General features: G+C 72.3%; 12 protein-coding genes. 4 read left to right on the top strand and 8 right to left on the bottom strand.

From position 1 onward, the window contains the following. Positions 1 to 187: winged helix-turn-helix transcriptional regulator (locus KBY19_RS34195; protein WP_368861001.1), on the bottom strand; the 187-nt coding region annotated here is incomplete at its 3' end. A 77-nt stretch (positions 188 to 264) separates the two neighbouring features. Between KBY19_RS34195 and KBY19_RS34190 the strand changes: the two genes are divergently transcribed. Then, positions 265 to 690 (top strand): SgcJ/EcaC family oxidoreductase, encoded by a 426-nt coding sequence (locus KBY19_RS34190; protein ID WP_210967393.1) that lies wholly within the window; start codon positions 265 to 267, stop codon positions 688 to 690. 16 nt (positions 691 to 706) lie between these two features. On the opposite strand, the gene KBY19_RS34185 is transcribed toward KBY19_RS34190, so the two are convergent. Continuing rightward, complete coding sequence (locus KBY19_RS34185) at positions 707 to 1,057, bottom strand: DUF1330 domain-containing protein (RefSeq protein WP_099883641.1); 351 nt, start codon at positions 1,055 to 1,057, stop codon at positions 707 to 709. A gap of 196 nt (positions 1,058 to 1,253) precedes the next feature. Between KBY19_RS34185 and KBY19_RS34180 the strand changes: the two genes are divergently transcribed. Then, a complete protein-coding gene (locus KBY19_RS34180) occupies positions 1,254 to 1,655 on the top strand; it encodes a thioesterase family protein (protein ID WP_247691712.1) in 402 nt (133 codons plus the stop codon). A gap of 92 nt (positions 1,656 to 1,747) precedes the next feature. Here the strand turns inward: KBY19_RS34180 and KBY19_RS34175 are convergent, their stop codons facing one another. Both KBY19_RS34175 and hutH read right to left on the bottom strand, forming a co-directional pair. Further along, complete coding sequence (locus KBY19_RS34175) at positions 1,748 to 2,995, bottom strand: Ig-like domain-containing protein (protein WP_185017990.1); 1,248 nt, start codon at positions 2,993 to 2,995, stop codon at positions 1,748 to 1,750. A 626-nt stretch (positions 2,996 to 3,621) separates the two neighbouring features. After that, a complete protein-coding gene (hutH, locus tag KBY19_RS34170) occupies positions 3,622 to 5,175 on the bottom strand; it encodes a histidine ammonia-lyase (RefSeq protein ID WP_210967392.1) in 1,554 nt (517 codons plus the stop codon). A gap of 141 nt (positions 5,176 to 5,316) precedes the next feature. Between hutH and KBY19_RS34165 the strand changes: the two genes are divergently transcribed. Continuing rightward, positions 5,317 to 5,931 (top strand): TetR/AcrR family transcriptional regulator, encoded by a 615-nt coding sequence (locus KBY19_RS34165; protein WP_185019493.1) that lies wholly within the window; start codon positions 5,317 to 5,319, stop codon positions 5,929 to 5,931. Further along, the gene (locus KBY19_RS34160; RefSeq protein ID WP_185017988.1) at positions 5,928 to 6,791 is read left to right on the top strand and encodes an alpha/beta fold hydrolase; all 864 of its coding nucleotides are present in this window, start codon (positions 5,928 to 5,930) and stop codon (positions 6,789 to 6,791) included. The genes KBY19_RS34165 and KBY19_RS34160 overlap by 4 nt, the downstream gene beginning before the upstream one ends. 57 nt (positions 6,792 to 6,848) lie before the next feature. Here KBY19_RS34160 and KBY19_RS34155 read toward each other — a convergent pair whose 3' ends face one another. From KBY19_RS34155 to KBY19_RS34140, 4 genes are all read right to left on the bottom strand, one after another. Next, positions 6,849 to 8,102: a sensor domain-containing diguanylate cyclase gene (locus KBY19_RS34155; RefSeq protein ID WP_185017987.1), complete on the bottom strand. Its 1,254-nt coding sequence runs from the start codon at positions 8,100 to 8,102 to the stop codon at positions 6,849 to 6,851. Positions 8,103 to 8,202: 100 nt separating this feature from the next. After that, the gene (locus tag KBY19_RS34150) at positions 8,203 to 9,003 is read right to left on the bottom strand and encodes an enoyl-CoA hydratase/isomerase family protein (protein ID WP_099883630.1); all 801 of its coding nucleotides are present in this window, start codon (positions 9,001 to 9,003) and stop codon (positions 8,203 to 8,205) included. A 19-nt stretch (positions 9,004 to 9,022) separates the two neighbouring features. Continuing rightward, on the bottom strand, positions 9,023 to 10,360 hold the full coding sequence (locus KBY19_RS34145; protein WP_210967391.1) for an adenylate/guanylate cyclase domain-containing protein: 1,338 nt from the start codon (positions 10,358 to 10,360) through the stop codon (positions 9,023 to 9,025). A gap of 165 nt (positions 10,361 to 10,525) precedes the next feature. Next, positions 10,526 to 11,428, bottom strand: a complete 903-nt coding sequence (locus KBY19_RS34140; RefSeq protein ID WP_210967390.1) for a biotin--[acetyl-CoA-carboxylase] ligase — start codon at positions 11,426 to 11,428, stop codon at positions 10,526 to 10,528. Positions 11,429 to 11,587: the final 159 nt, after the last annotated feature.

Here is an 11,587-nt window from a genome sequence, read left to right as displayed (position 1 = left end):
GCTCACTGAAGGTGTGCGGGCCGCGCAGCAGTTCGCGCACGACCAGCGTCGTCCAGCGGCCGCGCAGCGCGTTGAGGGTGATCTCGACCGGGCAGGACGGCGTGGGTGCCACCGTCCGGGCGCGCGGGTCGGCGGGCAGGCCGGGGCGCGCGGAGCCAGGGCCGCAACTGACCGTTCGGTGAGCCACGTCGGCGGGTCCTAACGTCGGGAACGTCGGTACGCGCCGAGCCTACGGCGCCGTCCAGTCCGAGGAGGACCACCACTGTGCACAGCCAGAACAGCACGACGGGCACGACCGCCACGACCGGCCCGGCTCCCCTCCCCGTCGCCCGTCGGGCGGCCGACGTCCCGGCCGTGTTCGCGGCGCGGTTCAACACCGGGCAGCCGCGGGCGGTGGCCGAGATGTACGAGCCGGAGGCCGTCTTCGTCTCACCCGACGGCACCGTCGCCGACTCCCCCGAGGCCATCGCCCGCGCCAACGCGGACTTCCTCGCGCTGGGCCTGCCGATCACCGTGCGGCCGCGGCACGTCCACGTGGCGGGGGACACGGCGCTCCTCGTCGTCGACTGGGAGATCGCGGGCACTGCCTCGGACGGGCGGCCGACGCACCTCACGGGCACCGCGACCGATGTGGCGCGACGGGGCTCGGACGGGACATGGCGCTATGTGATCGACCGCCCGGCGGGGTAGGCCGGGCTCCCGCGGGCTACGCCTGCCGCGCCATCGCGCGCCGGAACGCGGGGGCCATCGAGGCGGGGTCGTAGTCGTCACCGACCCCCTGGACGAGAACGACGTCCCCGTCGATGTGCGCCGTGCGCAGGGGAAGCAGCTCCTGATAGGCCGGGGAGGCGTACCAGGCGCGGGCCGTCTCCCGGTCGGGGAAGGCGATGACGACGACCCCGCCCGCCCAGGAGCCCTCCAGCACCTCCGGATCGCCGCCGTGCACGAGGAAGCGCCCCTGGTACGGGTCGAGACTGGCCTGGAGGCGCTCGACATAGGTGATCAGGTCGGAGTGGACCTCGCGGTTGCGCAGCCGGGCGACGGCAAAGGCGGTCATACGGGCCTCCTCGGCGGGCGGGAATCGGATGGAACACCGGTACGGAGCGCTGTGTAGCGTGACGTGACCAGTGTCCTCGTGCCGGTGGGCAGGCGCGATGACGCCGCAGGTAATGGCGACCCCCTCGGGGCGCGCCGCGAGACGGAGGAGCACCGTGTCACAAGCACAGGCGGACAGCGAGCCGTTCACCGTTCCGATGACGGTGCGGGGATACGAGACGGACACCCAGGGGCATCTGAACCAGGCGGTGTACCTCCAGTACACGGAGCACGCGCGCTGGTCTCTGTTGCAGGCGGCCGGTATCGAGCAGGCCGCGCTGGTGGCCTCGGGGATCGGCCCGGTGGTCCTGGAGCAGACCCTGCGCTACAAGCGGGAGCTGCGGGCCGGGGACGAGGTGACGGTCAGCTGCGCCTTCGAGTGGGGCGACCGCAAGATCTTCGGGATGCGCCAGCTGATCGTCAAGGCGGACGGCACGATGGCCGCCGAACTGACCGGCGTGGGCGGGATCATGGATCTGAATGCCCGGCGCCTGGTCGCCGACCCCGGCGCGGCGCTGCGCGAGCTGGCGACGGACCCCAAGGTGCTGGGCCTGGAGTGAGCCGCCGGGCAGCTGAACGAAGTGGGCCCCCGCCGCGGCGGGGGCCCACACAGGTGTTCAGCTGCTCAGCTCAGCAGCGCTCGCTGCCGTGCTCAGAGCGCGGAGCCGGCCTTCCACTCCGCCCAGTCCATGTTCCAGCCGTTGAGGCCGTTGTCGGGCTGGATCGTCTTGTCGGGCGAGCCCTTGACCTCGACGATGTCGCCGATCAGCGAGTTCTCGTAGAACCAGGCGCCGTCGGTGTTGGGGTTGTTGGCACCCTGGGAGTCCTTGAGGCCGACACAGCCGTGGCTGGTGTTGCCGGAACCGAAGGGGGCGCCCCAGTAGTTGCCGTGGATGAAGGTGCCCGAGGTGGACAGCCGCATGGCGTGCGGCACGTCCTTGATGTCGTACCCCTCGGCGCCCTTGCGGCCGAACCCGACGGTGTTCCCGTCCATCCGGGTCTCCTTGTGCTTCTCAGAGATCACCATCTTGCCGTTGTACGTCGGGTTCTTGGCGCTGCCCGCGGAGATCGGGATGGTCTTGACGACCTTGCCGTCCCGCTCGACCTTCATCTTGTAGTTCTTCACGTCGACCGTGCTGACCTGCTTGCGGCCGATGTTGAAGGTGACCTTCTTGTCCTGGACGCCGACGTTGCCGCCGCCCGCGTTCACCCCGTCGAGGTTGAGATCGAGGGTGACCTTGGAGTTGGGCTTCCAGTACTCCTGCGGACGGAAGTCGAGCCGGTCGTTGCCGAACCAGTGGCCGACGACCTCCTGCCCGCTGGTCGAGCTGACCTTGATCGCGGACTGGACGGCCTTCTTGTTCTGGATCTGCTTGTCGAACGTGATGGAGACCGGCATGCCGACGCCGACGGTGGCGCCGTCCTCACCGGCGTAGGTGCCGATGAAGCTGTTCTCGGGGGCGACGGTGGTGAAGGTGCGGTTCTCGACGGCCTTGCGCCCGTCGCTGTCCTTGGCCGTAGCGCTGATCTCGTACTTGGTGGCCCGCTCCAGCTGCTGCGCGGGCTTCCAGCTCTTGCCGTCGGCGGCGAGCTTGCCCTCCACGGTGGTGCCGCTCTGCGCCGCCTTCAGGGAGACCTTGGTGAGCTTGCCGCTCTTGACGGAGACGTTGGCACCGTTGTTGATGCTGGCGTTGTCCGCGCCGTCCTTGGCGCCGATCTTTATTCGGGCGGCCGAGGTGTCCTTGTCGGCGGCTATGTCGTTCTTCGCGGCCGACTTCTCCTTGTCGCCGCCGTCGTCACCACCGCTGCAGGCACTCAGCGTGAGCACCCCACCGAGCAGCGCGGCCGTGACCGCGAGACCCCTGCGGTGCTTCCCCACCGTTGTCACTGGCTTCTCCATTTGCCTTCGGAACCCCATGTCTCCCCGGTAAAAGCTGCGTAGCCCCCACAGCGCCCGAAATCGGACATGTGCGCTCCAGCTCCACGCATAAGAACGCACCGGGGACTATGACCGGTTCCACTTTCTGTAAAACTGTGGTCTAGGACACCCATCCGCCTGGTTTGTAACCCCTCCCGGTTCCCAGGAAAAGCGGAAGTATGCCTTCCCCCTCGCCTCCGCCACTCAGTAACATCGGCCCGCGTACGGCCAGTTCGTCACCGATCCCCCGAGCCGTACGTCGTACCCACGCACTCAGGAGGGCGTTTCGTGTCCGAGGCCGGACCCTCGAAGCTGTCAGTCCACCGCCGTCCTCTGGCCACCGCTGCGGCAGCCGGCGGCCTACTGCTCGCTCTTTGGTTCGTGCCCACAGCCAACGCTACCCCCGAAAAACCTGACCATCCCACCCATCACAGCGACACTGTGACGGGGTTGGAACATGACCGGGGGGCGGACGCCGAGTGAACGCGCGCCGGTAGCCGCCCGGTAACCCGGGGTCAGCACCCCCAGGTCAACGGCGGGACGACGCCGGGACAGCGCCCGGCCACCCGCAGGGCGGCCAGGTCACCCCCGGACCGCCCGAGCCACCGCTAGGCCAACGGTCCCGTCACCGACTCGGCCGTGGCCACCAGCCGACCGGACCGTACGAAAGCCTCGCAGGCCGCCAGATCCGGCGCGAGATAGCGGTCCTCGCCGGGCCCCTGCGCCCCGGCCTCCCGCAGCGCGCCGATCACGGCCCGCGCCGCCTCGCCCGGCGCCAGCCCCGCCGTCCCGGAGCGCAGCTCGACCGCCCGCGTGGCCGCGTAGACCTCGACGGCGATCACCCGCGCCAGCCCGTCCACCGCCGTACGCAGCTTGCGCGCCGCCGACCAGCCCATGGACACGTGGTCCTCCTGCATGGCGGAGGAGGGGATCGAGTCCACGGAAGCCGGGACCGCGAGCCGTTTCAGCTCGCTGACCAGGGCCGCCTGCGTGTACTGGGCGATCATCAGCCCGGAGTCCACTCCCGCGTCATGGGCCAGGAAGGGCGGCAGACCGTGTGAGCGGTTCTTGTCGAGCAGCCGGTCCGTACGGCGCTCGGCGATCGAGGCGAGGTCGGCGGCGGCGACGGCGAGGAAGTCCAGTACGTAGGCGACCGGGGCGCCATGGAAGTTGCCGTTCGACTCGACCCGTCCGTCGGGCAGCACGACGGGGTTGTCCACGGCAGCGGCGAGCTCCCGCTCGGCGACCGTGCGGGCGTGCGCCAGGGTGTCCCGGCCCGCTCCGGCGACCTGCGGGGCGCACCGCACCGAGTAGGCGTCCTGCACCCGCGGCGCGTCGTCCTGGTGGTGCCCGGTCAGTCCGGAGCCGGCCAGCACCTTGAGCATGTTGGCGGCGCTGGCGGACTGGCCCGGATGCGGCCGGATGGCGTGCAGCTCGGGCGCCAGCACCCGGTCGGTCCCCAGCAGCGCCTCCAGCGACAGGGCCGCGGCGATGTCGGCCGAGGTGAACAGGCGCGCGAGGTCGGCGCAGGCCATCAGCAGCATGCCGAGCATTCCGTCGGTGCCGTTGAGGAGCGCCAGCCCCTCCTTCTCGCGCAGCTCGACGGGGGCGATGCCGTGCTCGGCCAGCAGTTCGGCGGCGGGCCGCAGCACACCCTCGGGCCCTTCCGCCTCGCCCTCGCCCATCAGCGCGAGGGCGCAGTGCGAGAGGGGGGCGAGATCGCCGGAGCAGCCCAGGGAGCCGTACTCGTGCACGACCGGGGTGATGCCCGCGTTGAGCAGGTCGGCCATGGCCCGGGCGACCTCGGGGCGTACTCCCGTGCGGCCGGAGGCGAGAGTCTTCAGCCGCAGGAACATCAGCGCGCGCACCACCTCGCGCTCGACCCGCGGCCCCATCCCGGCAGCGTGCGAGCGGACGATGTTGCGCTGGAGCTGGGCGCGCAGGTCGGGGCCGATGTGGCGGACGGCCAGGGCGCCGAAGCCGGTGGACACGCCGTAGACGGGTTCGGGCTTGGCCGCGAGGTCGTCGATGAAGCGGCGCGCGGCGGCCAGCGCTTCGAGTGCTTCTTGGTGCAGCTCGACGCGGGCACCGTCCCGGGCGACGGCGATGACCTCCTCGGGGCTGGTGCCCGAGCTTCCGACCACCACAGTGTGCATATTCATATTCACAAACCCTAATGAGTGAATTGCCATCTGTCACGGGGCTCACCCCGCGCTGCCTTGGACAATTAGGTTTTACCCTAGGAGCCCTAGGTGTACGGTCGCCGGGCGACACGGAGCGGCGAGGAAGGGCGGCTGGGGCACATGGCGCGTGCGGGCCTGACGGTGGAGCGGGTCGTCCAGGCGGCGGCCGAACTGGCGGACGAGGTGGGGCTGGAGAACGTCACGTTGTCCGCGCTGGCCCGGCGGTTCGGCGTCAAGGACGCCAGCCTCTACTCCCATGTACGCAGCCTCGCCGACCTGCGCACCCGCCTGTGCGTACTGGCCGCACGGGAGATGACCGACCGGATCGGTGCCGCCGTCGCGGGCCGGGCGGGCCGGGACGCGCTGCTCGCGTTCGCCGACGCCTACCGCGGCTACGCCCTCGAACACCCCGGCCGCTACGCCGCGGGCCAGCTCCAGATCGACCCGGCGGTGGCCGCCGAGTCGGTCGGCCACCGCCGCAGCATCGACCTCACCTACGGAATGCTCCGCGCCTACGGCCTCCGGGAGCCCGATCTGACCGACGCCGGGCGGCTGCTGCGCAGCACCTTCCACGGCTACGCCGACCTGGAGACCCGTACCGGCTTCAGCCACCCCCGCCGGCTCGACGACTCCTGGCACCGCTCGCTGGAAGCGCTGCACTTCCTGCTGGAGAACTGGCCGACGACAGCGGCCGACGGCACCGAGGACGAAGCAGACCGAGAAGGAGACTCATGAACGACCGACCTGCCGGCCCGGCCGAACCGCGCGTCGGCCGCCTGCCCGTCCCGGGCGCCACCCTCCACTACGAGGTACGCGGCACGGGACCGCTCCTGCTGCTCATACCGGGCGGCGCCGGAGGGCTGGCGGTCTGCGACGGCCTCGCACCCGCCCTCGCCGACCGGTTCACGGTCGCCTGCTACGACCCGCGCGGGATCGGCGGCAGCCGACTCGACCTGCCCGGCGAGGACCAGAGCGTCGAGGTGCACACGGCCGACGCGCACCGCCTGATCGACCTGCTCTCGCCCGACGAACCCTGCCAGGTCTTCGGCACCAGCTCCGGCGGCATCGTCGCGGCGGATCTGCTGGCACAGCACCCCCAGCGGGTGCGCCTGGCCGTCGCCCACGAGCCGCCGCTGGCCCGGGCACTGCCGGAACCCGGACCGGCCCTCGCCGCCTTCTCCGAGATCCGCGACATCGCCGTACGCGACGGAGTCGGGCCCGCCTACCGGCGGATGGGCACGGCCATGGGCGAGGCGGAACCGGTGGACCCCGCCGAGGACGAAGCAGAGGCGGCGCCCATGCCGGACCGGCTGCGGGCCACCGTCGGGACGAGCAGCGCCCACTTCCTCCGGCACGTGCTGAAGCCCTTCACCCACCATGCGCCGGATCCCGCCCGCCTGAAGGCCGTCGCCGACCGGCTGGTGGTCGCCGTCGGCCGGACGTCCCGCGGGCAGCTCCCGCACACGCTCGCCACGGCGCTGGCCCAGACGGTGGGCGCCGAGTGCCGGACCTTCCCCGGCGGCCATCTCGGCAGTGTCGAACATCCCGACGCGTTCGCCCGGGCGCTGCGCGCGACACTCTCGTCGAACCGGTAGCCCGGCAATCCGGGGGCGGGGCCGCCGGACCCGGGCCGGGCGCGGCAGGACGGTCCGTCAGGAGCTGCGGCGGAAGCGGCGGCGCTCCGGTGAGGACGGCCCAGGGGCCGGGGCGGCGGCCATCCGCACCGTGGGGTCGTCGGGCCCGCCCTCCCGGCCCGCCACCACCGGCTTGCCCGAGCGCAGCGCCTTGGCGCGGTACTGGGCCGCGTCCGCCAGCCGGAAGATCCGGTGCGCGGAGCGCACCTCGCCGACCGGGTCACCGGTGGAGGCGACCCCGCAGGCCACGCCCTCTCCCAGCTCCAGCTCGGCCGCGCCCCGGCACAGCTCGTCGGCGGCGCGTACCACCTCGTCGGCGGTGGGCCCGACAGCCAGCAGACAGAACTCGTCGCCCCCCAGCCGCCCGGCCAGCGCACCTGGCAGTGTCGCCGCGCCCGCGGACAGGACCGCCGCGAACCGCTCCAGCAGCCGGTCGCCCGCCTCGTGGCCCTGCGCGTCGTTGACGCCCTTGAGCCCGTTGATGTCGCAGACGACGAGACTGACCACGGTGCCCAGATCGCGGTGGAGTTCCACCGCCTCGTCCAGCCGGGTCTCCACCGCACGGCGGTTGGCGAGCCCGGTCAGAGGGTCGGTGTAGGCGAGGCGGCGGACCTCTTCCAGACGCTCGTTCTGCGCGATGCCCGAAGCGATGAGGGCCGCGAGCACCGCGGCGAAGTCGGCGTCGTCGCGGGTGAAGGCGGGCACCTGGGCGGACCGCGCCACATACAGCTCGCCCCAGGCCCGCCCGTGCAGCACGATCGGTGCGATCACACAGGAACCCCGGCCCCTGCGGCGCAGCGCCGCCACCCGGCGGTAGCTGTGCGCGGCCTCCCCCTCGGCCTCGGCGGTCTCCTGCGGGCCGTCCCCCTCCACCCACGCCTGCGGCCTGCCGCCGCCCGCCCACCACTCGTGCAGCGACTCGGCGACCTGCGGGAAGTCCCGTACGGAGTACGACTCGTCGGAGGGGAATTCGGCCTCCTCGACGGTCCGCTCCCCCACGTTGACCAGCACCCGCAGCCTGCCGCGCGCCCGCTCCCAGACGGATATGGACGCGAAGGCGCCACCCATGGCCTCGCAGGCGCCCCATGCGGCCGCGTGGGCTATGTCCCGGTGGGAGAGCGCGGCCGTGGCCTCCGGCTCGTCCTCGTCGTAGGGATGCGGGCGGGCCGTGGCCGGCGCGGCCGTCTGCGCCGCCGCCATGGCCTGGGACAGCCCGACGACGGCACCGAGGCGCGCGTCCGCGTCGTCTCCGCCCTCTCCCATTCCGCCCATACCGCCAAGATTAGGAGGCTTCGCCCCGTTCTGCTGCGCAGCCCCCTACGGAGAACATCACTCTACGGAGACAGCCGTCGTTCCGCTGGGAGACACCCACTCACCTTCCCGGCCAGTCGGGAGTGCGTTTCTCGTTGAAGGCGGCGACGCCCTCCGCGCGGTCCTGGGAGAAGGCGACGGTGCGCCAGGCGGCCTCCTCCACCTCCAGCCCCGCACGCAGATCCATACCCCATCCGGTGCGCAGCGCCCGCTTGGCGGCCCGCAGCCCGACCGGCGAGTTGGCGGCGACACGCTGCGCCAGCGCCAGCGCCTCCGTACGGTCCTCGCCCGCCTCGGTGAGCACATCGACCATCCCGAGCGTGTGCGCCTCACCGGCCGCCACCCGACGCGCCGTGAAGATCAGCTCGGCGGCGCGGGCCGCACCCACCCGGCGCGGCAGCAACTGGGTGCCGCCCCCGCCGGGCACCACACCGACCGACACCTCGGGCAGCCCCACCACGGCCGTGGCGTCGGCGACGATCAGATCGCAGGAGAGCGCCAGTTCGTACCCGCCGCCCAACGCGAAACCGTGCACCGCGGCAATGGTGGGCATCGGCAGCTCCAGCACCCCCGTGTAGGCCGCCCGGGCCTGCGGGCGCTGCGCGGCCAGCTCCGCGTCGCTGAAGGAGTTGCGCTCCTTGAGGTCGGCACCGACACAGAACGCGCGCTCATGGGTGGAGGTCAGCACGGTGGCCCGCACCTCGCCGTCCCGGGCGAGCGCGGCACACGCGTCGGCGAGCGCGCCCGCGAACGCGGTCGACACGGCGTTCATGGCGCCGTGCCGGTCCATCACCAGCTCCGCGACGTGCCCGTCCTTGCGGACCCGTACCCACTCCCCGAACGTCTGCTCGCTGTGATCCATGGCCGTACGATAACGGTCGCTAACCCTTCTGAGTACGGCGCCGCAGCAGCCACGGCTCCACCACACCCAGCCCGCGCACCGGCCGCTGGTAGAGAGGCTGCAGCGCGAACCGGTACCCCGACAGGTCCTCGCTCTCCTTCTCCGACTCCGGCGCGGCGCCCGAGGCCGTCAGCTCGGCACGGAAGGCCCCGTCCACCAGCACCGTGTCCTTGGGCGCTATCGAGGTCAGCCGGCTGGCGAGGTTGACCGTGTTGCCGAACACATCACCCATCCGGGTCGTCATCGTCCCGAACGCGATGCCGACCCGCAGCTCGGGCATCGTCTCGTCGTTCGCCATCGTCTCGATCAGCCGCAGCCCGATCTCGGCCGCCGTGCCCGCGTCCTCGGCCACATAGAGGATCTCGTCCCCGAGCGCCTTGATCAGCCGCCCGCCGTGCGCGGCGACCAGATCGGCCGACGTGGTCTCGAACGCCTCGACCAGCTCACCCAGCTCCTCGTCCTCCAGCCGCCGGGTCAACCGGGTGAAGCCCACCAGGTCGGCGAAGCCGATGGCCTGCCGCCGGTTGACCATCTCCTCGTCGTCCTGCGCCTGTACGACCCGCCCCGTCGCGGCGGCCAGCTGCCGGCGCCACACATAGACGAGGAACTCCTCCAACTCGGGCAGCAGCAACTGCACCAGCGGAAAAGTGACTTCGTTGCGGGTCATCCCCGGCTCGGGCGGCTCGGTCAGCCCCATCAGGAACGAGTCGATCTGCCAGTCCGCGAGACGCGCCGTGGTCTGCCCGGTGGAACGGGCCACCTGCACCGCCATCGACTCGCTCAGCAGCCCCGCCTCCACCAGACCCGACAGCCGCCGCAGCGCCAGTACGTCCGCCTCGGTCAGCGCGCGGGCCTGCCCCACGTCGGCGAAGCCCATCGCCCGCCAGAACCGGGACGCCAGCTCCATGGAGACCCCGGCCGCGCGGGCCGCCTGGAACGGGGTGTACTGCCGCTGCGAGCCCAGGATGAGCTCCTCGATGCGCAGCGCGCTGGGGTCCGGCTCGTCCTCCGGATCCCCGGCACCGCTCCCCTCGTCGAACGGCCCCCCGAGGCCGCCGGCGCCGGTGCCTCCGGCGGCGCCTCCGCCGGAGGGGGAGGTCTGGGTGGGGTTCGGTTCGGAGGGCTCCGGGGTGGCGGGGCCAGGCGCTCCGCGGCTGTCGCCCGCGGGAGTGTCGGGGGCGTCCCGGGTGTCGGGGGCGTCCGCGGTTGCCGCGGTGTCCGCGGTTGCCGGAGGGTCGGCGGGCGCCGAGGGCCCCGGGGCACTTCCCGGGTCGGAGGCCGCTCTGCGTTCGGGCACACCCGGTTCGTCCACGGTCACCGCGGGCTCCCCGCACCCTCCGCGGCGTGGTGTCGCGGCCTCGCGTCGTCCCTGCGCACAGCCCTTCCGTTCCTCTTGCTCAACCTGCTCACGGCCGGGACAGCGCTGCCTGGTGGCACCCGATGTCACCGCCGATTGCCCACCATACGGCAGTTGTGCGCTACCTCACTCTCCGGTTGCGGGGCGCAGATGGACGATGTCACCGGCAGCGACCGGATGCTGTACGCCCTGTTCCGAGGCGATGACCAGGCGACCGTCACCGTCCACCGCGACAGCCTCCCCCACCAGCTCGTCCCCGCCGGGCAGCGACGCCCGCACGGTCCTGCCGAGCGTCACGCAACCCGCCGCGTACGCGTCCAGCAGCGCGCCCGCCGTCGCGTCACCGTCGGCCGCCGTCCAGCGGCCGTACCAGTCCTCCACCGCGCGCAGCACCGCGCGCAGCAGCGGATCCCGGTCGGTGCCCTGGGCACCCGCGAGGGCGAGGGAACCGGCGGTGGGCACCGGCAGCTCCTCTTCACGGAGAGTGACGTTGAGGCCGATGCCGAGCACCACGGAGTCCGTACCGACGCGCTCCGCGAGGATGCCGCCGATCTTGCGTTCGCCGCCGCCCTCGGTGGCGCCGCCCTGGTTTGTGCCGACGCCCCCGGGGGCGCCGGCGCCGTTGCCGGTGGTCAGCACGTCGTTGGGCCACTTCAGGCCGGTGTCCACGCCCGCCGAGCGGGCGAGGGCTCCCGCCGTGGCCACTCCTGCCAGGAGCGGAATCCAGCCCCAGCGCTCCGGCGGGGGCTCCGGCCGGAACAGCATCGAGAAGAACAGCCCCGAGCGGGGCGGGGCCGTCCATGCGCGGTCGAGGCGGCCCTTGCCCGCCGTCTGCTCCTCCGCGACGAGGATGCTGCCCGGGGCGGATGCGCCCTCTCGGGCGCGGGAGGCCAGTTCCGTGTTGGTCGAGCCGATCGACTCGACCACCTCCAGATCGGTCCACAGCGAGCCCTCGCCGAGCAGGGCTTTGCGGAGGGCCGCCTGATTGAGTGGGGGGCGGTCGAGATCGGACCAACGATTGGACGTCATACCGCCAGGCTATGACCCTTTGGGTGGGCGGCCACCAAGCTGAGGGGGCCCGCCTGGGCCCCCTCCCCGTTGTTGGGGGCTCTGCCCCCAAGCCCCCGGTCCTCGCCGGACAGGCGTAGGGCGGGCTCCGCGGGTGGGTGGGGGGCCGCGGTGGGCTGA

Origin of the sequence: Streptomyces sp. B15 (genome assembly GCF_018070605.1) — a bacterium.
GTDB classification, from domain to species: Bacteria; Actinomycetota; Actinomycetes; order Streptomycetales; family Streptomycetaceae; genus Streptomyces; species Streptomyces smyrnaeus.
Note: the sequence above shows the minus strand (reverse complement) of the source record. Positions and strands in the feature narration are given on the sequence as shown.